We start from the raw sequence: 17,187 nt of genomic DNA, 5'->3' as shown, positions 1-17,187 counted from the left end.
CTGCTATTGCGGCGTTTTCCAATAGATCAAGTCGACAACGCGCATTGCATCATTGCCCTCGCGAATATTCACCGCAAGGCGCACGTCCTCTGACGTGCCTGTGAGCGCGAGTTCTGGCGTCGCAAACACGTCAGTGTCCAGCTCCGCCCGCCGCGCCAGATTGTAGTGATATAGCAGCGCGTCTTCCCCCTCGGCTGCCGTCAGATAAGACACCGCGCGGATAGAGCAGTTTGCGTCCTCGGCCCCCGCGGCCGCACGGACATGGCCGAACGGCATCAGGCTGGCCGCATCATCCAATCGCGCCGCCCAAATAAAGCCTGCGCGCAATTGCTTCGCGCAATCTTCGGGCGCGCCGTGAGTGATGGCCATTTGCTCAGCATTGTGAATACCAGCCAGCGAAACGCCTTCCTCGCCCTCAGCCATGTCGGGCAAATCAAGAATCGACCCATCCTCGAGCAGCGCAAGCCGCATTTCATCGCGGGCGCGCCGCGCCATGGTCGCATTACCCGACAGCACCGGCAGTGCATGGTCCACGCCAGTGGAAAGCGCAGCGGCGGCCTGGTTGCGATAAGCGAGGTCTGGATCGACCATCAGCGGATCATTTAGAGCGCGGGCAATCACTGGGTCGGGCGTCGCCGGGCTCTCTGCGGGCTCAGCCTCTCCCGTACACGCAGCCAGCGCCAAAGCGCCAGGCACCAGCAACAGAGTGCTAGCCAGGCGTCTTTTGAAAGGTGAGAGGCGGAATGCGCGCATCCTCATCTCATGGCTGATCTTGGTTAATTTTCGCCTTCCGCTGGGCATTGCCGCGTCCATTTCAGCGATTCAGTCGCCACAAATGAAAACGCCCTCAAGCCGCGTGGCAAGAGAGCGCTTTCCGCAGCCGCAAGCGACCACGCCGGAGCCATTGGTGGGAATGGCTCAAGTCTATTTCATTTCGGAGTGTGAGGCGCGCCCCCACGCGATACCGCGCTGCGCCTCACATGCCCCCCGTGTTTTTGCTTGTTCATCTATAGGGTATGAAACCTGAATGATCTGCAACAACACAAGCACTCTTGCAGGTTTTTGCTCGGCGCGTTGTAAAATGATGCAAACACTTATCCGGCTCGCATTGCTTGCGCGGCAACAGCGCGCGGCCTAGGGGCGGGCCAGCTATGAACGCCCCCGATCCAAACCCGGCGCCATCCGGACTGCCCGCTGCGCTGGGCGCCTATCTGATGTGGGGGTTCCTGCCGCTCTACCTGATGCTGGTCGTCAGCGTTCCGGCGTTTGAATTCGTCGGCTGGCGGATCATCTGGACGGTGCCGCTGTGCCTGATCATTGTCGGTGTGCGGGGCCAGTTTCCCGCCATCAAAGCCGCCCTCAGCAGCGCAAAGGCGGTGGGCATGCTGTTCTTGAGCGCGACGCTGATCGCGATCAACTGGCTGGTTTACATTTGGGCCATCCAGGAAGAGCACGTCTACGCCGCCAGTCTTGGCTATTACCTCAATCCGCTGCTTAATGTGCTGCTGGGCACTCTGTTTTTGGGGGAGCGCCTGACCCGGTGGCAATGGCTCGCTGTGGCGATAGCGGGAAGCGCGGTCGCATTGTTGCTGGCCGGGGCGATCACAACCTTGTGGATCAGCCTGAGCCTAGCGATGAGCTTTGCCTTTTACGGCATCGTCCGCAAGCAGGTGGCGGTCACCGCCCTGCCCGGCCTTACGATCGAATCAGCGATCCTGTTCGTCCCAGCCTCCGCCATCGTGATGTGGTACGCCGCCAGCCCAGTGGGCTCTGCCTTCGGGCAAGACTTCTACCTAAGCCTCGCGATCATGGCCGGAGGTGTAGTGACCGCTGTGCCGCTGCTACTGTTTGCGATTGCCGCGCGGCGGATGCCCTATTCAACGCTTGGATTTATCCAATATCTCGCGCCGACGATTGTCTTTATTCTCGGACTGACCGTGTTTGAGCAAGAGTTGCAACCGGTTCAATTGGGCAGCTTCATCCTGATCTGGATTGCCATCGCGATCTTTGTTGGTGATCTGATTGCCCGCACCCGCCGCGCCGCCGCGCCGCAGGCCATTTAGCCAGCCCTACTCGGCGATCCGCCAGTTCAACGTCTCGCCCGCATGGAAGGGCACGATTTCCTCGCCCGCCATTTCGATTGAGTCTGGGACAGTCACAGGCGCGCGCCGCAATGTCATGGTCTCGTCGCTAACGGGCAACTTGTAAAAGCGCGGGCCATTGAGCGAAGCGAAGGCTTCGAAATGTTCCAGCGCGCCCTCTTCCTCAAACACCGCAAGATAGCTCTCCAGCGCGAATGGCGCGTTGAAAATGCCCGCACAGCCGCAGGCGCTTTCCTTTGCGCTGCGCAAATGCGGCGCGCTGTCGGTGCCCAGGAAGAACTTGGGCGAGCCTGAGGTTGCCGCTTTGCGAAGAGCCAGCCGATGCGCCTCGCGCTTTGCCACTGGCAGGCAGTAATTGTGCGGCTGCATCCCGCCGACCAGCATCGCATTGCGATTGATATGGAGGTGCTGCGGCGTGATTGTTGCGGCGACCTGATCACCCTCGCCCATCACAAAATTCACCGCGTCAGAGGTGGTGATATGCTCAAAGACGACTCGCAGTTTGGGAAAGTCGCGCACGATGCTGCGCATGTGGCGTTCGATGAATTCGGCCTCGCGGTCGAACACATCGATATGGCTTTCGGTCACCTCGCCGTGAACACACAGGACGATGTCCGATGCCTCCATCGCCTCCAACACGGGATAGATCTTTGCGACATCGCTGACCCCGTGGGCGGAATTGGTCGTGGCATTGGCGGGATAGAGCTTCGCGGCGGTGAACACACCCTCTGCCGCGCCGCGCGCGAGGTCCGCCGGATCGGTTCCGTCGGTGAGATAGCAGGTCATTAGCGGCGTGAAGTCTACGCCCGCCGGCACCGCTGCCAAGATCCGATCCCGATAGGCTGTGCCGCTCGCCGTATCAGTTACCGGCGGTGAGAGATTGGGCATCACTATCGCGCGGCCAAATTGGCGCGCGGTGTAAGGCACGACCTGCTCCATAATTTCGCCATCGCGAAAGTGCAGGTGCCAGTCATCCGGGCGGCGAATTGTGATGGTTTGATCGGTCATATTGGCTTTGTGACCTAGCGCCGCATTCAGGCTCTTTCCACCCCGCTTTCGCTCAACTAGGGCCGAGGTATGACACCTTCCACACCCATAATCGCATTCCTCGCGTGCGAGACTACGTTGCCCGGTGCGGGAGAGCGCCGGGGCGATGCCTACGAATCCGATCTGATGACCGATGCGCTGTCCAAGGCGATGGCCGATCATGGGCTGGAATTGCGCATTGTGGATTGGGAAGCGGACCTTGCCGAATTCGACGGTTTGTCGCTCGCTTTGCTGGGCTCCAGCTGGAACTATCAGGACAAGCCGCAGGAGTTCATCGCGAAACTCGATGCGCTTGAGGCGCGCGGCATCCAGCTGTGCAATTCGGCGGAGATCGTGCGCTGGAATGCGCGCAAAACCTATCTGCGAGAGCTGGCTGACAAAGGCGCGGCGACCATCCCCACCATCTGGCTGGACGATGTGAATGTAGATGACGTCATGGCGGCAATGGATAGCTTCGGCTGTGAGAAGCTCGTCGTAAAGCGGCAGATCGGAGCAGGCGCAGAAGGACAGATGATTTTCGCCCGTGAGCACATGCCTGATGCAGGCTGGCGTTTCGGCCATAAGGCGATGCTCCAGCCATTCCTGCCTACCATTCAGAGCGAGGGCGAGTTCTCCTTCATCTTCATCCAGGGCGATTTGAGCCACGCTCTGCGCAAGAATGCGGCCGAGGGTGAATACCGGATCCAGTCGCTCTATGGCGGGACGGAAAGCGAATACAGCCCGAGCGATGAAGAAGCCGCTCAGGCGCAAAATATCATTGCAGCCCTGCCCTTTGACACCCCGCTTTATGCCCGCATCGACATGGTGCGCGGCGAAGATAGCCAGCTCTTGCTTATGGAAGCGGAGATGATCGAACCCTATCTCTACCCTGAGCAAGGGCCAGAGCTGGGCCCGCGCATCGCTTCTGCCATTGCCAATCGGCTCGCTGAGAAAGTCCCTGCATCATGACCGCAACCCGCCTAAATGACCGCGCGATTGTTCGCCTCGCCCCCGCTGAGGCGGGAGAGGACGTTGCCGAGTTTCTGCAAGGCTTGGTGACCAATGACGTAAGCGGCGATCTGCCGGTCTATGCCGCTTTGCTGTCGGCGCAGGGCAAGACCATGTTCGACTTTTTCGTCTGGCCTGGTGAAGGCGGCGCGCTGCTGCTCGATTGCGAGACGGAGGCCGCCGCTGAACTCGGCAAACGCCTCAGCCTCTACCGCCTGCGCCGCAAGATCGACATTGCCCGCGACGAAAGCCTCGCCGTGCACTGGAGCGCCAAGGGCGATGAGGGCGCGTCCGACCCGCGCCTGCCGGAACTGGGCCAACGCTGGCTGGCCCCTGCAGATGGCAACGACGAACCCGCAGACGCAGCCTATCTCGCGCATCGCCTATCCTGCGGTGTGCCCGAAGGTCGCGCTGAAATGGGTGATATACTGTGGCTAGAAGCGAACGCTGTCGAGCTAAACGGCGTAAGCTTTGAGAAGGGATGCTACATCGGGCAGGAAAACACCGCCCGGATGAATTGGCGACAAAAGGTTAACAGACGGCTGGTCGTGGTGCCGCTCGATCAATCGCAAGAAAAACGCCGCAAGGCCGCCCATGCTGACCTAGGATTCGCCATCGATCACCTGCGGGTCGCGGATTTGAATGCGGCCGCGCTACCCGATTGGCAACGCGGCGCGCTCAGCGAATAGATCTACTGATATTCGGCGAGCGAGGCCTCAAGCATGTCCTGCGCCCGTACGCGCGCGGCATCACGCGGCAGTCCGAGCGATTTCGCTAAGGCCCCGCCGATCAGCGCATCGCCAAGCGCCAGCAAGACCAGACTGAGCGTATCGCGGTGCACCCGCATGTCATTGCACTGATGATCGGCCTCTTCAGGCGCGATTTCGTCAACAAGATCATGAATTGTCTCAATAATCGGATGCAGCGCGTCCTCATTGCCCGTGAGAAGCATCCAACTGGTAAGCGCGCCTGCGCCTTCGCGGTCAAACGCATCAAACGCCAAATCCACGACCTCGCGCGCAGACCCTAGCCCTGCGCGACTCGCGCGCACTGCCTCGATGATTGTCTCACAAACGGTGCGCGCCAGATGCTCTGCCAGCGCTTTTTGTAGTCCAGATGCTGACCCAAAATGGTGCAGTAGATTTGCGTGAGTGCGCCCAATACGTGCGGCAACCGCCTTCAAAGTGACGGATTGCGGCCCTGTTTCAATAAGTAAGCCGCGCGCCGCTTCTAATGCGGAACTACGCGACTCTTCAGGCGTTAAGCGCTTGCGACTTGTCATTAAGGGAAAGCCCTAATAGTTTCTTAAATTATGACCGAACATTCAAAAATTGACCTAGAGCGCGCTGAGCCGCTCGACAAGCCTGCTGACGACGCTGGCCTTGCCCGCGCCAGCGCAACGCCCGCAGAGCACGAACTGATCATCCGCAATGAGCGGTTCGATCGCAAGGCGATGGTTCCGCGTCACTGGCATTCCGGCGATCCGGTTGCGACCGCTTGGTACAATTCGGTTTCGGCCAGCCTGCCGCGCGGTGAGGCCTTCTTTATCGACACCCTGCGCCTTTTCCGTGACGAGATTCCGGAGAAACTGGCGCGCGAGGTGAAGGCGTTTTCGACGCAGGAAATCAACCACACGCGCGAACATGTCGCCTTCAACCGGCTGGTTTCAGACCACGGCTATAACGTTGAAAGCATCGATCAGGGCATTCAGGCCATGCTTGAGCTGACTGCGGGCCGTCCCAAGGAATTCAACCTCGCGATCACAATCGCGCTGGAGCATTTCGCCGCGATCATCAGCCGGCGATCTGCTGCAATATCCAGAATACCTCGAAGGCGCCGATCCGGTGGCCGCAGAGGTGTGGCGCTGGCATGCGACTGAAGAGATCGAGCACAAGGGCCTCGTCTACGATGTCTGGGAGCATGTGACGAAGGACTGGAGCGCTTGGAAACGGTATAAAACCCGCGCCCTGATCGCAGCGCTGATCACCAAGAAATATTTCGGCAACCGCATCCGTGATGCGATCGGCCTGCTTGAGCAAGACGGCTACACAAAGCGGCAAGCCAAATGGAAGCTCTATGCCTTTCTTTGGTGGAAGCCCGGCATGATGCGGCGCATGTTCATCGAATGGGCTGCGATCCTGAAGCCCAGTTTCCACCCGTGGGATCACGATGACCGCGAGCTGATCCAGAAATGGGAAAGCCCCTATTCTGACGCGGTAATGCCTGCGGAATAGACTCGGCTAAGGCCTACAGCCTGACACCTACCGAATACAAAAACCCCGGCACCTGTAATGGACGCCGGGGTTTTGTTTATTCGATTGCGTTGCTTAGCGCTTAAGCCGCCTCGCTAATCACCGACGGCTCTTCATCCAGCTCCAGCGCATATTCCGCCACCTTCGCCGCTTCGCCGCGTCCGCACGAATGCCGCGTCGACACTTGGCCCGTGGGTTGAAAGCCGATCTTGCGCAACACCGCGCCAGAGGCTGGATTGTCGAGAAAGTGCGACGCCACCAAGGACTTATGCCCCAAAGAGGCTGCAACTTCGAGCATGGAGCGCCCCGCTTCAGTGGCGATGCCTTGCCCCCAAAACGGCCGCGCGATCCAATAGCCAAGCTCAACGGCTTCCTCCGGCGTATCCGTATCCATCGCGTCAATCCCGATGCATCCGACAACCACCGCGTCGCGGGCGCGAGTAATCAGGAATCGCGGATAGAGCGGATTGATCGGAAGCTTCGCAAATTCGCGCGCGTCCTTTTCCTCATAGGGCCAGGGAGCCCGCGCCAAATTGCGCACGACGCCTTCATCGGCGATCCCGGCAAAGACACCTTGCCAATCCTCTGGCCAGATCGGTCTGAGCAGCAATCTTTGGCTGCGATGGAACATGAGATCTCTCCTCTCAATCCGTCCTGCCCTGCGCCGCCCCATTATGAGCCGCACATGACAGTTTCGTGGCCGCAGAATTCGTATCCTGCGCGTTTGTGAGGGAGAAACGAAAAGAGGGAGATGGCTCCCCCAAACTGGGGTGGCCCTTCTCCCTCTACATCGCCGATTGTGTCATCGGCTGGGACCGCCCCGTGGGACGATCCTGTTTTTGAACCGTCCGGTTATTCAGCTGCTTCCGCTAGCATGTCGACAGACACGTATTTGCGGCCGAGTTTACCCTTGTGGAATCGCACGACGCCATTTTCGGTCGCGAACAGGGTGTGATCCTTGCCCATGCCGACATTGGTGCCCGGATAGAACTTCGTACCGCGCTGACGCACGATAATGTTGCCGCCAACCACGTCCTGGCCGCCGTACTTTTTCACGCCAAGGCGGCGACCCGCTGAGTCGCGACCGTTACGGGATGAACCACCTGCTTTTTTATGTGCCATGGTGTGTGTTCCTTACTTCTTGTCAGCTTTAGGCGCGGCTTTCTTAGCCGGTGCCTTCTTCGCAGGAGCTTTTTTCGCGGCTGGCTTCTTGTCAGCTGCGGCCTTCTTTGGCGCCGCTGCTTTTTTGGCCGGAGCCTTTTTCTCAGCTGCTGGCTTCTTCGCAGGAGCCGCTTTCTTTTCAGCCGCTGGCTTGGCGTCTGCCTTTGGAGCAGCAGCCTTCTTAGCCGGTGCCTTCTTCGCAGCGCCCGCGCCCACATCGGTGATGCGCAGCAGCGTCATTTGCTGACGATGGCCCGCCTTGCGGCGATAGTTGTGACGGCGACGCTTTTTGAAAACGACGACCTTTTCACTCTTGGCTTGTGCGATGATCTCCGCTGAAACGGTGACCTTCGACGCGTCAGCGATTGACTCGCCTTCACCCGCCAGCAGGACATCGCCCAGCGTAACGGTGTCGCCGGCTTCACCAGCGAGCTTCTCAACGGCAATCTTGTCTCCGGCGGCAACCCGATATTGCTTGCCGCCCGTGCGCACTACTGCGAACATGGCTTGTTACTCTCGATCTAAAGCTGTGCCTTAACCCATGCGAATACACACACAGACAAGACGCAAAATACCGCGCCGCAATTTTGCAGCGCTGGAAAGAGGCACGCCGTTAAGGGATGGATGCCGCCAAGTCAACGCAAGAACCGGTAATGAGAGACTTGTTTTTTGCCGGACTAGCGCTGGCGCAAACCCAAATGCGTGGTAAAACCCGCGCAATGCTGGGATATGACGCGAAATTGATGAGAGTTGCCAAGGTGAAAGAACGCGCTCAACTATTTGGGATCGCCGCAATGTTTGCCGCGACTTTGTCCGCCTGTGCGGGCAGCGGAGACAAATATCCCTCGCTCGCGGTGCGCGATGCGGAGCGATTCGCTGGCAGTTTTCAGCCAGCGCCCAGCGTAGAGCCTGCGCCAGTGGCGGCCCCTGCCATCATGGCGGGTCTAGCAGCAATCGAGGTTCGGGCCGATGCGGCATACGCAGCGTTTCAATCCGCTTTGCCGTCCGCTGAGAGCTCTGTGAGAGCGGCAAGAGGCGCCTCGCAATCAAGCAACCAATGGTCAGCGGCTCAAATCGCTCTGGCTGATCTCACTGCCAAGCGCAGCACTTCGGCCATTGCTCTGGCGGACATTGATCTGATCTACGCCCAGACCTCCAGCGAATTTACCGTGAACCAGGAAATCGCTGAGCTGCGCGGGCGTATCGCTGCGCAAGTGGATGCTCAGGACAGAATTCTTGGCGAACTCAGCAGGCTTGCCTCGCAATGAACCTTGCCTGCGCATCCTGCCCCGTCAGAGATAGCGCGGCGTGTTCTGTCTTGAGCGAAGAGGAACGCGATGCCCTCGCCGCCGCAGGACGCACGCGGATGCTTAAACGCGGGGAAATGCTGTTCGCTGCCGGTGATGAGGATGTCGCCTGCGCGACGCTTGTCTCTGGCGCACTCAAAGTGTCCGCCGTTGATAGGGACGGCAATGAGCAGATCCTCGCGCTGGTCCATCCATCAGGCTTTATCGGAGAGCTGTTTTCGCCCTTTGCCCATCACGATGTGATCGCCCTGACCGAGAGTAAGCTGTGCACCTTTGCCAAGGTCGATATCAACCGCGCGATTGATGAGTATCCCGCTCTCGCAAAGGCGCTGCTGCGCCGGTCACAAGAGGATCTGCACTCCACCCGCAGCCTGCTGGAGCTGACCGCTCATGCCAGCGCGGAGGCGCGGCTTGCTTGTCTTCTGCACGACTTTGCGCAGGCCGCCAGCCAATCCCCATGCCATCCAGCGGACCATTTCGAACTGCCGCTAACCCGCGGGGAAATCGCCAATATGCTGGGCCTGACGATTGAAACCGTCAGCCGCAAATTCGGCGAGCTTGAAAAGGACGGAGCAATCCGCCGGACAGGCAAACGCGGGATCGAACTGGTCGACCCCGCGCACCTGCAGGCCCTCTCCGCAAGGAAGGTAGGTTAAACCAGCGCAGCTATGGTCACCGCCGCGAGGCCCCAAAGCACGATGAGAACCGGCAGAATTAGAACTTGAATGGCGGCATCGCGCGGGGCGAGACGGCCTGTGTTGGTCATGATCCCTTCGCGGGCAAACTTGCCCATATCCATTGGTTTGGAAGGGTTGTCCGGCGACAGCCTGGTCCAAATCGCAGGCACGCCGAACATGCCAAAGATAAAGACCGTAAAAATCGCCATCGGGATGACCAGTCCCGGTGTGCTGAATGCTGCAAAAGTGATTGCGATGAAGGCCAGATAACAGGCGACGGTCGCAATATGCAGGCTGATGGGCAGCTCAAAGCTGCGATCAACCTCAACTTGGTGGCGGACATGCGCCCGCTCTTGCTCAGGTCCCTCAACAATGGCCGCTTTGCCTGCCTCGATTTGTTCTTGAATATGTTTGCTCATGGGTATTCTCCTTCCTTGAGAAGGGAATTAGCCCAGCGGCTCGCACGCGACTTTGATCTGGATCAAACTGCGAAATTTTTTACGAAAAAATCAGTCAGTCCAGCGCGCGAGATCAGCGTAATCATCCGCGCGCGGTTCAATCCAATACCATTCGCCGTTTCGTTTCTCGCGCTTCCAAAACCAGGCGGCGCTCTTCAAATGGTCCATCGCAAAGTCGACCGCATCAATCGCGCCGCGCCTGTGCTTGGCCGCTGCCGATACGCAAACAATCGGCTCACCGGGACGCATCGCGCCGACCCGGTGCACAATCAGCATGCCCATCAGATCGAATCGCTCTATGGCCTGCTCAGCCAGCTCTTCCATGCTCGGCAATGTGAGCGGTTCGTAATGCGACAGCTCCAGCAGTTCTACATCCGCCTCGCCGCGCACTTCGCCAACGAAGGTGCAAACCCCGCCTAGGCCAGGGTGCGCATTGGTGAATGGTCCGATCAGCGTACCGGGATTGAATGGTGATGTGAGGAGACGGACGTCTTTCACCGCGATCTACCCACCAGAAACGGGCGGCAGCAGCGCAACCTCATCGCCGTCCTGCGCATTGAGCGTGGTTTTGTCGCTCAGCACTTTTCCCGCGCAGGCAACATTGACCCGCTGCTCGTTCAATTGCTCGGCAACTTGCGGCCCCACCACGCTTAGAAGCCCCGCCCAATCGAGCGGCGCAGGCACCTCGCGGCTGTCTTCGCCAGCAAGATCACGCAAGGGCCCCAGGAACACAATTCGCACCGCCATGCTCAGCCTCCGGTCATCGACATATGCCGGGCCAGATGCGGCTCTGCCCCGCGCGTATCTATTCGGAAGTGATGCTTTTCGGGCTTGATCGCCATCGCCTCGCTCAGCGCAAGCTCGAGATTTGATGCCGGATCATCTGAGCGTAGCGCAGCGCGCAGGTCGACCCGTTCGCCGCCGCCAAGGCAGGGGTAAAGTTGGCCAGTTGCGGTCACGCGCAAGCGATTGCATCCAGCGCAAAAGTTGTTGGTCAGCGGGGTGATCAGACCCAGCCTGCCGCCCGTTTCCGCGATATCGACGTAACGAGCAGGCCCGCCGGTGGAATGACTGTTATCGGTCAGCGTCCAGCGCCGCTCCAACTGCGCGCGAACATCGGTCAGCGGCAGATAATGGTCGATCCGATCTTCCTCGACATCGCCCAGCGGCATCACCTCGATCAGCGTCACATCATGGCCCTCGCCATGCGCCCACGCGATAAGATCAGGCAGCTCGCGCTCATTGATGCCTTTCAGCGCCACCGCGTTCAGCTTAACCTTCAGCCCCGCCTCTTTGGCCGCAGCGATCCCCTCCAGCACCTGGGGCAAGGCATCGCGCCGGGTCAGTCCAGCAAAGCGAGCGCGGTCCAAAGTGTCGAGCGAGACATTGACCCTTTTGACCCCGGCCTTCGCCAGTCCCTCTGCATGACGCGTCAGCTGCGTCGCATTGGTCGTCAGGGTCAGCTCTTCCAAACCGCTGCCGATCCGCTGTCCCAGCGCGCTGAACAAGTCGATGATATCGCGGCGCACCAATGGCTCGCCGCCCGTAATCCTGAGCTTGGTAACGCCGCGCTCGATAAATCCGACGCTGAGCTGATAGAGCTCTTCCAGCGTCAGCACTTCGCGGCGCGGCAGGAATTTCATTTGCTCCGGCATGCAATAGGAACAGCGCAGATCGCAGCGATCCGTCACAGACAGGCGCAGGTAAGTGATCCGTCTTTGGAATGCATCGACCAGAGGCGCAGGCGAACCGAGCGCCAAAATATCGCGTGCCCGCGCGCGGTTCGAAGCGGAAATCTCAGTCATGCGCCTCAAGGTAGTGCCCCGTGACGCCGGGCGCACCCTCTAAATAGGTGAGCAACGCTTGCGTCGCCGCCTCGCTGCCGCGCGCAACCACATTCACCCGCTGAGGCGCGAATTCGCGGGCCAAGTCCCTTGCCAGTGCCAAACGCCAATCGGAATGGTCTGGACCGGCGGCGGGCAAGACAATCGCCAATGCGCTTACGCCATCTTCGCTCAGGACTGCGCGAACCGCGCCCAATTGTTCATTCAGGACATAAGCGCTCGCATCCAAGGCGCTGTCAGGCAGCTCTACGATATGCTGAACCGCCTGGACGCCGGAAACGCTCATGCCTTGCGGCTTTCCCAAGCGGCGCGTTCGCGGTGCAGGGTGATGCCGATTTTCTCGTTCGCCTCTGCAATGGCGAGCTTCACGATTTTCACTGTGACGGCCTGAACGCGCACGTCCTGAACAAACAATGTCTCGCAGATATGATCAGCAACCGCCTCGATCAGTTTAAAATGCACGCCTGGGGGCAGGCCTTCACCCGCGGCATGTTTTAAATCCATATAGTTCTTGCTCGCCTCCAGCGGCGTGTCGGCATCGTAATGATCGGCGACATCATAGCGTGCATTGATGGTGATGCGCAGCGGCTGCGGATTGCCCGTTTCTTCGGAGTAAATGCCGGTAAGGACATCCGTTTCCAGATCAGCGACTTCCAGGATCAGCGAATCGTTCATTTGTCTTTGGCTTTCGGGAGAGTGCAGCGTCCACGCGCGGCCTGCACAATTTGTTCTACGTCGGCAATCGTATCGCCGCCGGTGACCTGCATCATACCGCCGGTGATAGGCTGATTGATAACGGGGTTGGAAATCACCTCACCATTAATCGAGAGAGGCGCGTAAAATCCAACATATTGAGTCGTTACTTGCGCGAGTTTTTCCGCCGCTGCATCGGCGAGGGTGAAATTGACGACATAGCGCTGCTGTCGATCGGAAAAATCGATCGCAACATGCTCCACACTATCCGTGCAGAATTCAATGTCAGCCAGCGACTTGCCCGAATCGGGATCGGCCACGCTGAACATAAGCGGGGGGACTCTGTCACCGACATATCCGGCCCGCCGATCAGGAAAAAAGCGAAGGTCGGCAGGATCATGGATTGCTCCAGCGCGCGAAAATGGCCGTCGGCAGCAGGCGCGGATTGTCGCCCTCTTCCCGCACGGCCAAATCGCCAAATTCGATAGTTCCCGGCAGATCGCGCATCGCCTCTTCGAGGAGGCCTGCAATCGCGAGGCTGCTCATCCTAACGGCATAAACCGTTAGGAACAGGAAGCAGCTATCGTTGTCGAGCAGCTTTGCGCAGTCAGCGATCAGGCCGGGAAGGTTCTCCTCGAGACGCCAGGTCTCGCTCTTGGGGCCGCGTCCGAATTTGGGCGGGTCGAGAATGATCCCGTCATAGCGCTTCTCGCGGCGAACCTCGCGCGCGGCAAATTTCGCCGCATCATCCACCAGCCAGCGGATTGGGCGCTCTTCCATGCCTGACAGCGCGGCGTTCTCGCGCGCCTGAGCAACCGATTTCTTCGAGGCATCGACATGCGTCACCCGGCCGTGCTGGCTCAGTGCGAGACTACCCACGCCGGTATAGCCAAACAGATTGAGCGTTTCCGCCTCTGTCTGTTCGCCCAGCATCGCGCGCATCCAATCCCACACAGGGGCCATGTCGGGGAAGAACTGCAAATGGCGAAACGGGGTCGGGCGGGCGGTAAAGCGCGCTTCATTCCAACCTAGCTCCCAGCCATCCTCGGGCACGTCGCGGGCGAAACTCCAGCGGCCGCCGCCATCCTCGTCCGATCCGGGCACGAATTCGCCGTCGGCATCCCATTCAGCCATGCGCGGGCGCCACATGGCCTGTGGTTCTGGACGAATGAAGGAATGCGGGCCGAACGCCTCAAACTTGCGCCCATCCCCGCTGTCGAGCAGGCGGTAAGCGTCCCATCCGGCGCATTCCATCACCAGCGGATCACGGGCCAGCTGCGCCATCAGTCGGTCGCAGCAGTCTCTGAAACGAAATCGCGCACCGCCTCATAATCACCGGGCAGCTCGGTGTAGTGTTCCTCACGCGCGAACAGGTCGCCGACACGCGCGGGCAGCGCCGGGCGCATGCCCGTGGCCCGCTCCACCGCATCGCTGAATTTCGCTGGATGAGCTGTCGCCAGGGTGACAATCGGCACCGATGGATCAAGCTCGCTAATGCGCGCGGCATGCAGGCCAATCGCGGTGTGCGGATCCAGCACTTGCCCGGCCCGCTCATGCGCCCAGCGCAGCGCCTGCGCCATCTCGTCGCCATCGGTCCGAGCGCTCACGAACAAACCGCTTGCGCCTTCTTGCTGAGCATTGGTCAGCTGCATCGCGCGCGCGCTTTCAAACCCGCGCATTTGCTCGGCCAAGACTGCGCCGTCGCGCCCGCCGCAATCAAACAGCAAGCGCTCGAAATTGGAGCTGACCTGAATGTCCATCGACGGGGTGGCGGTCGGCGTAACCGTGCCGGCTGAGTAATCCCCACTGGTCAGCGCACGGTGCAGAATATCGTTCACATTGGTCGCAACGATCAGCTGCTTGATCGGCAGCCCCATCTTGTGCGCGACATAGCCTGCGAACACATCACCGAAATTGCCCGTCGGCACGCTGTATGCGGCCGCCCTTTGCGGCGCGCCCAGCTGAAGCCCGGCGGCGAAATAATAAACGACCTGAGCCATCAGCCGCGCCCAGTTGATCGAATTGACCGCGCCGATCTGCATCCGGCTGGTCAGCGTCTCGTCCACGAACATCCGCTTTACCATCGCCTGAGCGTCGTCAAAGCTGCCCTCGATTGCGATGTTGTGCACATTGGGCGCGCGCACTGTCGTCATCTGGCGGCGCTGCACTTCGCTGACCCGGCCTTTCGGGTGGAGCATGAATATCTCCACGCCTTCGCGCCCGGCGACCGCATCAATCGCGGCCGATCCGGTGTCGCCACTGGTCGCGCCAACGATGGTCAGCCGTTTACCAGAGCGACCAAGGAAGGTTTCAAACAACAGGCCGAGCAGTTGCAGCGCGACATCTTTGAACGCCAGCGTGGGGCCATGAAACAGCTCAAGCAGCCATTGCTGCTGGTCCAGCTGGACCAATGGTGTCACCGCATCATGAGCGAAGCGGCCATAGGCTTGCTCGCACAAACCGCGCAGCTCGTCCTCGGTTAGGCTATCACCGACGAACGGCATCATCACGCGCGCGGCGAGCTCTGGGTAAGGCAGCCCGGCCATCGCGGCGATTTCGGCTTCGCTAAAGCGCGGCCATTCGGTGGGCAGATACAGCCCGCCATCCTTGGCGAGCCCCGCCAAAGTGACGCCTTCGAAATCGAGCGCGGGTGCGCTGCCTCTGGTCGATACATATTGCATGGTGTTCACGCGGTTAGCGGCGTCAGCGAGCAGTGGCAAGAAAGCCGATCTGTGCGCGGGCCTAGCTTTGTTTTCTGCCCCGTCCCGCTATGCGTCCTTTGACCGCAAACCAATAGATCACCAACGCGGTGAGCGCGAAGAAGAACCACTGGCCAGCATAGGCGAGATGATTGTTGGGCAAGTCCTTGGGATCGGGCTTTGCAAGCGGCTCTAGCCCAGCGACCGGCTCGTCCAATTGCAGCCTAGCGCCAAACCGGCCGCCGGGGGCGATCCGCCCAGTGACAGCACCGCCGTCCCATTCTGGCGTGTTAGGATTGCGCGAATATCCGAGCTTTACCTCAGTCGGACCGAAAGCCGTTTGGCAGGTCGCGATATGGGCATATCCGCTTTGCCCGCGCTCGCTCTTGCCAGAAATGGAAGTCGCCTCGGTTGCCTCTGGGCAATCGAACGCCGCGATCCGGAACAATGTGTCTGGATCATACGCGCCGTCTTGCGCACCATCAGGATTTGCCGGAAACGCAATCGGATCGCTGGTCGCAAGCGCCGCCTCATAACGCGCGATCAGCTCCGCCTTCTCTTCCATCCGGCCCAATTGCCAGAAGCCTAGCGCCACCATCGTCGCCGCCGCAGCGAGCACGAGAACTGTCGGAATGATGGGAAGATCACGAGGTCTCATGTGTCCACATCCTTTCGCTTACCATCTGGGTCATAGCGCTCTTCATAAACTTCCAGCGCGGGCAGCACTTTCAGCACGCGCAATGTGCCGATCACAACGATCACGGTCAGCGGCGCCCAAACGGCGAACTGGAGCAGCAATGGCGGGCGAAAGGCGCTTTCGATCCCAACCGCGATCATGATCAGGACCACCGCAATCACCATAGTGATGAACCCGGCTATACGCCCGCCGCGCTCCAGCTCAGCGAAGGGCAAATCGCATGATGTGCACCGCATGGCGAATTGGGCCGGCTGTCTCGAACAGAGTCCGCTCGCCGCACCTTGGGCACAAACCGAAAAGGGCAGCCCGGCGCCAAGAAACTGGTGTGCCGCGCTGCCCCTTCTCATTCGGCAGATTTTTGCCTGATTGCATCAGTGGACCGGTGCGCCCCAACCGCCCCAGATGTAGATGGCGATGAAGAGGAACAGCCACACGACATCGACGAAGTGCCAATACCAAGCCGCCGCTTCAAAGCCGAAGTGCTGGCGCGAGGTGAAGTGGCCAATGTATGTCCGATAAAGGCATACGCCGAGGAAGATCGTACCGATCAGAACGTGGAACCCGTGGAAGCCGGTCGCCATGTAGAAGGCCGAGCTATAGGTGTTCTGTCCGAAGTTGAATGGCGCGATTGAGTACTCATAGGCCTGGATCGCGCTGAACAGCACGCCGAGCGCGATGGTGGCCCACAAGCCTTGCTTCAGACCTTCGCGATCACCGTGGATCAGCGAGTGGTGCGCCCAGGTTACCGTGGTGCCAGAGCACAGCAGGATCAGCGTGTTAAGCAGCGGGAGCGAGAAGGCGTCGAGCACTTCCATGCCCGCTGGCACGAGCGATGCGCCAGAGGCCGAAGTGTCCGTGAGGAAGAGGTTTTCCGTCATTTGCTCCGCAGTGCCTGCCGCGGTGACAACAAGCGGCTCTGGGAACAGCGCGAAGTCAAAGAAGCTCCAGAACCAACCGACGAAGAACATCACCTCAGAGGCGATGAACAGGATCATTCCGTAGCGCATGTGCAGCTGAACCACAGGCGTGTGATCGCCGCGCTCCGCTTCGGAAACGACATTCTTGAACCACATGAAGAACGTCGCGAGCAGACCCGCAAGGCCAAGGCCCATAACAACCCAGCCCGATTCCCCGAACACATCGGGGTTGAGCCACAGGATCATGCCTGACGTGAACATGAGCGCCGACATTGAGCCAACCAGTGGCCAAATGTCCGGTTCCAGAATGTGATAGTCGTGGTTGACGTTGCCAGCCATGGAAAAA

General features: G+C 59.8%; 25 protein-coding genes. 7 read left to right on the top strand and 18 right to left on the bottom strand.

Annotated elements, in window-relative coordinates; translation table 11 throughout:
• Window positions 1-3: 3 nt before the first annotated feature.
• Complete coding sequence (locus tag AC0V6U_RS02835) at window positions 4-753, bottom strand: hypothetical protein (protein ID WP_486169363.1); 750 nt, start codon at window positions 751-753, stop codon at window positions 4-6.
• A 398-nt stretch (window positions 754-1,151) separates the two neighbouring features.
• Between AC0V6U_RS02835 and rarD the strand changes: the two genes are divergently transcribed.
• On the top strand, window positions 1,152-2,063 hold the full coding sequence (rarD, locus tag AC0V6U_RS02830; RefSeq protein ID WP_472644716.1) for an EamA family transporter RarD: 912 nt from the start codon (window positions 1,152-1,154) through the stop codon (window positions 2,061-2,063).
• Window positions 2,064-2,069: 6 nt separating this feature from the next.
• Here rarD and pyrC read toward each other — a convergent pair whose 3' ends face one another.
• Window positions 2,070-3,110 carry a dihydroorotase gene (gene pyrC / locus AC0V6U_RS02825; RefSeq protein WP_472644715.1) on the bottom strand — a complete coding sequence of 347 codons (1,041 nt, stop codon included), beginning with the start codon at window positions 3,108-3,110 and terminating at the stop codon, window positions 2,070-2,072.
• A gap of 69 nt (window positions 3,111-3,179) precedes the next feature.
• Between pyrC and AC0V6U_RS02820 the strand changes: the two genes are divergently transcribed.
• Both AC0V6U_RS02820 and ygfZ read left to right on the top strand, forming a co-directional pair.
• Window positions 3,180-4,097 (top strand): ATP-grasp domain-containing protein, encoded by a 918-nt coding sequence (locus tag AC0V6U_RS02820; RefSeq protein ID WP_472644714.1) that lies wholly within the window; start codon window positions 3,180-3,182, stop codon window positions 4,095-4,097.
• Complete coding sequence (gene ygfZ / locus AC0V6U_RS02815; protein ID WP_472644713.1) at window positions 4,094-4,825, top strand: CAF17-like 4Fe-4S cluster assembly/insertion protein YgfZ; 732 nt, start codon at window positions 4,094-4,096, stop codon at window positions 4,823-4,825. The genes AC0V6U_RS02820 and ygfZ overlap by 4 nt, the downstream gene beginning before the upstream one ends.
• 2 nt (window positions 4,826-4,827) lie before the next feature.
• On the opposite strand, the gene AC0V6U_RS02810 is transcribed toward ygfZ, so the two are convergent.
• Window positions 4,828-5,418, bottom strand: coding sequence for a TetR/AcrR family transcriptional regulator (locus AC0V6U_RS02810; RefSeq protein WP_472644712.1), 591 nt, complete (start codon window positions 5,416-5,418; stop codon window positions 4,828-4,830).
• Between the two features lie 30 nt (window positions 5,419-5,448).
• Between AC0V6U_RS02810 and AC0V6U_RS02805 the strand changes: the two genes are divergently transcribed.
• Together AC0V6U_RS02805 and AC0V6U_RS02800 are read left to right on the top strand one after the other, a co-directional pair.
• On the top strand, window positions 5,449-6,015 hold the full coding sequence (locus AC0V6U_RS02805) for a metal-dependent hydrolase (protein ID WP_472644711.1): 567 nt from the start codon (window positions 5,449-5,451) through the stop codon (window positions 6,013-6,015).
• Entirely contained in the window at window positions 5,981-6,370 is a 390-nt protein-coding gene (locus AC0V6U_RS02800; RefSeq protein ID WP_472644710.1) for a metal-dependent hydrolase, read from the top strand. Before AC0V6U_RS02805 ends, AC0V6U_RS02800 begins: the two co-directional genes overlap by 35 nt.
• Window positions 6,371-6,470: 100 nt before the next feature.
• On the opposite strand, the gene AC0V6U_RS02795 is transcribed toward AC0V6U_RS02800, so the two are convergent.
• The 3 genes from AC0V6U_RS02795 to rplU form a co-directional block, all read right to left on the bottom strand.
• Entirely contained in the window at window positions 6,471-7,019 is a 549-nt protein-coding gene (locus AC0V6U_RS02795; protein WP_472644709.1) for a GNAT family N-acetyltransferase, read from the bottom strand.
• A 221-nt stretch (window positions 7,020-7,240) separates the two neighbouring features.
• Complete coding sequence (gene rpmA, locus AC0V6U_RS02790) at window positions 7,241-7,510, bottom strand: 50S ribosomal protein L27 (protein ID WP_472639251.1); 270 nt, start codon at window positions 7,508-7,510, stop codon at window positions 7,241-7,243.
• A gap of 12 nt (window positions 7,511-7,522) precedes the next feature.
• Window positions 7,523-8,053, bottom strand: a complete 531-nt coding sequence (gene rplU / locus AC0V6U_RS02785; RefSeq protein WP_472644708.1) for a 50S ribosomal protein L21 — start codon at window positions 8,051-8,053, stop codon at window positions 7,523-7,525.
• A 149-nt stretch (window positions 8,054-8,202) separates the two neighbouring features.
• Here rplU and AC0V6U_RS02780 point away from each other — a divergent pair, with 149 nt between their 5' ends.
• Window positions 8,203-8,817: a hypothetical protein gene (locus tag AC0V6U_RS02780; RefSeq protein WP_472644707.1), complete on the top strand. Its 615-nt coding sequence runs from the start codon at window positions 8,203-8,205 to the stop codon at window positions 8,815-8,817.
• A gap of 50 nt (window positions 8,818-8,867) precedes the next feature.
• Entirely contained in the window at window positions 8,868-9,512 is a 645-nt protein-coding gene (locus tag AC0V6U_RS02775; RefSeq protein ID WP_472644706.1) for a Crp/Fnr family transcriptional regulator, read from the top strand.
• Here AC0V6U_RS02775 and AC0V6U_RS02770 read toward each other — a convergent pair.
• The 12 genes from AC0V6U_RS02770 to AC0V6U_RS02715 form a co-directional block, all read right to left on the bottom strand.
• Window positions 9,509-9,952, bottom strand: coding sequence for a hypothetical protein (locus tag AC0V6U_RS02770; protein WP_472644705.1), 444 nt, complete (start codon window positions 9,950-9,952; stop codon window positions 9,509-9,511). The genes AC0V6U_RS02775 and AC0V6U_RS02770 overlap by 4 nt on opposite strands.
• A gap of 90 nt (window positions 9,953-10,042) precedes the next feature.
• Window positions 10,043-10,489 carry a molybdenum cofactor biosynthesis protein MoaE gene (locus AC0V6U_RS02765; protein WP_472644704.1) on the bottom strand — a complete coding sequence of 149 codons (447 nt, stop codon included), beginning with the start codon at window positions 10,487-10,489 and terminating at the stop codon, window positions 10,043-10,045.
• A 6-nt stretch (window positions 10,490-10,495) separates the two neighbouring features.
• Window positions 10,496-10,738, bottom strand: coding sequence for a MoaD/ThiS family protein (locus AC0V6U_RS02760; RefSeq protein WP_472644703.1), 243 nt, complete (start codon window positions 10,736-10,738; stop codon window positions 10,496-10,498).
• Window positions 10,739-10,740: 2 nt separating this feature from the next.
• The gene (moaA, locus tag AC0V6U_RS02755) at window positions 10,741-11,796 is read right to left on the bottom strand and encodes a GTP 3',8-cyclase MoaA (protein ID WP_472644702.1); all 1,056 of its coding nucleotides are present in this window, start codon (window positions 11,794-11,796) and stop codon (window positions 10,741-10,743) included.
• Entirely contained in the window at window positions 11,789-12,121 is a 333-nt protein-coding gene (locus tag AC0V6U_RS02750; RefSeq protein WP_472644701.1) for a Rossmann fold domain-containing protein, read from the bottom strand. Before AC0V6U_RS02750 ends, moaA begins: the two co-directional genes overlap by 8 nt.
• Complete coding sequence (locus AC0V6U_RS02745; protein ID WP_472644700.1) at window positions 12,118-12,510, bottom strand: dihydroneopterin aldolase; 393 nt, start codon at window positions 12,508-12,510, stop codon at window positions 12,118-12,120. The genes AC0V6U_RS02750 and AC0V6U_RS02745 overlap by 4 nt, the downstream gene beginning before the upstream one ends.
• Window positions 12,507-12,857, bottom strand: a complete 351-nt coding sequence (locus tag AC0V6U_RS02740; protein ID WP_486169362.1) for a SecDF P1 head subdomain-containing protein — start codon at window positions 12,855-12,857, stop codon at window positions 12,507-12,509. Before AC0V6U_RS02740 ends, AC0V6U_RS02745 begins: the two co-directional genes overlap by 4 nt.
• 67 nt (window positions 12,858-12,924) lie before the next feature.
• Window positions 12,925-13,812, bottom strand: a complete 888-nt coding sequence (locus tag AC0V6U_RS02735; protein WP_472644698.1) for an RsmD family RNA methyltransferase — start codon at window positions 13,810-13,812, stop codon at window positions 12,925-12,927.
• Window positions 13,812-15,209, bottom strand: a complete 1,398-nt coding sequence (thrC, locus tag AC0V6U_RS02730) for a threonine synthase (RefSeq protein ID WP_472645688.1) — start codon at window positions 15,207-15,209, stop codon at window positions 13,812-13,814. The genes AC0V6U_RS02735 and thrC overlap by 1 nt, the downstream gene beginning before the upstream one ends.
• Window positions 15,210-15,270: 61 nt before the next feature.
• On the bottom strand, window positions 15,271-15,885 hold the full coding sequence (locus tag AC0V6U_RS02725; RefSeq protein ID WP_472644697.1) for an SURF1 family protein: 615 nt from the start codon (window positions 15,883-15,885) through the stop codon (window positions 15,271-15,273).
• Window positions 15,882-16,160, bottom strand: a complete 279-nt coding sequence (locus tag AC0V6U_RS02720; protein WP_472644696.1) for a DUF983 domain-containing protein — start codon at window positions 16,158-16,160, stop codon at window positions 15,882-15,884. The genes AC0V6U_RS02725 and AC0V6U_RS02720 overlap by 4 nt, the downstream gene beginning before the upstream one ends.
• 135 nt (window positions 16,161-16,295) lie before the next feature.
• Complete coding sequence (locus tag AC0V6U_RS02715) at window positions 16,296-17,180, bottom strand: cytochrome c oxidase subunit 3 (protein WP_472644695.1); 885 nt, start codon at window positions 17,178-17,180, stop codon at window positions 16,296-16,298.
• Between the last annotated feature and the right edge of the window lie 7 nt (window positions 17,181-17,187).

It is taken from the genome of Erythrobacter sp. W36, from assembly GCF_057364935.1.
Note: the sequence above shows the minus strand (reverse complement) of the source record. Positions and strands in the feature narration are given on the sequence as shown.

Excerpts from the sequence above, each read along its gene's own strand:
- rarD (WP_472644716.1), top strand. The coding sequence starts at position 1,152 with ATGAACGCCCCCGATCCAAACCCGGCGCCATCCGGACTGCCCGCTGCG.
- AC0V6U_RS02740 (WP_486169362.1), bottom strand. The coding sequence starts at position 12,857 with ATGTTCAGCGTGGCCGATCCCGATTCGGGCAAGTCGCTGGCTGACATT.
- AC0V6U_RS02780 (WP_472644707.1), top strand. The coding sequence starts at position 8,203 with ATGAGAGACTTGTTTTTTGCCGGACTAGCGCTGGCGCAAACCCAAATG.
- AC0V6U_RS02795 (WP_472644709.1), bottom strand. The coding sequence starts at position 7,019 with ATGTTCCATCGCAGCCAAAGATTGCTGCTCAGACCGATCTGGCCAGAG.
- AC0V6U_RS02820 (WP_472644714.1), top strand. The coding sequence starts at position 3,180 with ATGACACCTTCCACACCCATAATCGCATTCCTCGCGTGCGAGACTACG.
- ygfZ (WP_472644713.1), top strand. The coding sequence starts at position 4,094 with ATGACCGCAACCCGCCTAAATGACCGCGCGATTGTTCGCCTCGCCCCC.
- thrC (WP_472645688.1), bottom strand. The coding sequence starts at position 15,209 with ATGCAATATGTATCGACCAGAGGCAGCGCACCCGCGCTCGATTTCGAA.
- moaA (WP_472644702.1), bottom strand. The coding sequence starts at position 11,796 with ATGACTGAGATTTCCGCTTCGAACCGCGCGCGGGCACGCGATATTTTG.
- rplU (WP_472644708.1), bottom strand. The coding sequence starts at position 8,053 with ATGTTCGCAGTAGTGCGCACGGGCGGCAAGCAATATCGGGTTGCCGCC.
- AC0V6U_RS02805 (WP_472644711.1), top strand. The coding sequence starts at position 5,449 with ATGACCGAACATTCAAAAATTGACCTAGAGCGCGCTGAGCCGCTCGAC.
- AC0V6U_RS02750 (WP_472644701.1), bottom strand. The coding sequence starts at position 12,121 with ATGAGCGTTTCCGGCGTCCAGGCGGTTCAGCATATCGTAGAGCTGCCT.
- AC0V6U_RS02720 (WP_472644696.1), bottom strand. The coding sequence starts at position 16,160 with ATGCGGTGCACATCATGCGATTTGCCCTTCGCTGAGCTGGAGCGCGGC.
- AC0V6U_RS02745 (WP_472644700.1), bottom strand. The coding sequence starts at position 12,510 with ATGAACGATTCGCTGATCCTGGAAGTCGCTGATCTGGAAACGGATGTC.
- AC0V6U_RS02760 (WP_472644703.1), bottom strand. The coding sequence starts at position 10,738 with ATGGCGGTGCGAATTGTGTTCCTGGGGCCCTTGCGTGATCTTGCTGGC.
- rpmA (WP_472639251.1), bottom strand. The coding sequence starts at position 7,510 with ATGGCACATAAAAAAGCAGGTGGTTCATCCCGTAACGGTCGCGACTCA.
- AC0V6U_RS02735 (WP_472644698.1), bottom strand. The coding sequence starts at position 13,812 with ATGGCGCAGCTGGCCCGTGATCCGCTGGTGATGGAATGCGCCGGATGG.
- AC0V6U_RS02835 (WP_486169363.1), bottom strand. The coding sequence starts at position 753 with ATGCGCGCATTCCGCCTCTCACCTTTCAAAAGACGCCTGGCTAGCACT.
- AC0V6U_RS02810 (WP_472644712.1), bottom strand. The coding sequence starts at position 5,418 with ATGACAAGTCGCAAGCGCTTAACGCCTGAAGAGTCGCGTAGTTCCGCA.
- AC0V6U_RS02725 (WP_472644697.1), bottom strand. The coding sequence starts at position 15,885 with ATGAGACCTCGTGATCTTCCCATCATTCCGACAGTTCTCGTGCTCGCT.
- AC0V6U_RS02770 (WP_472644705.1), bottom strand. The coding sequence starts at position 9,952 with ATGAGCAAACATATTCAAGAACAAATCGAGGCAGGCAAAGCGGCCATT.
- AC0V6U_RS02715 (WP_472644695.1), bottom strand. The coding sequence starts at position 17,180 with ATGGCTGGCAACGTCAACCACGACTATCACATTCTGGAACCGGACATT.
- pyrC (WP_472644715.1), bottom strand. The coding sequence starts at position 3,110 with ATGACCGATCAAACCATCACAATTCGCCGCCCGGATGACTGGCACCTG.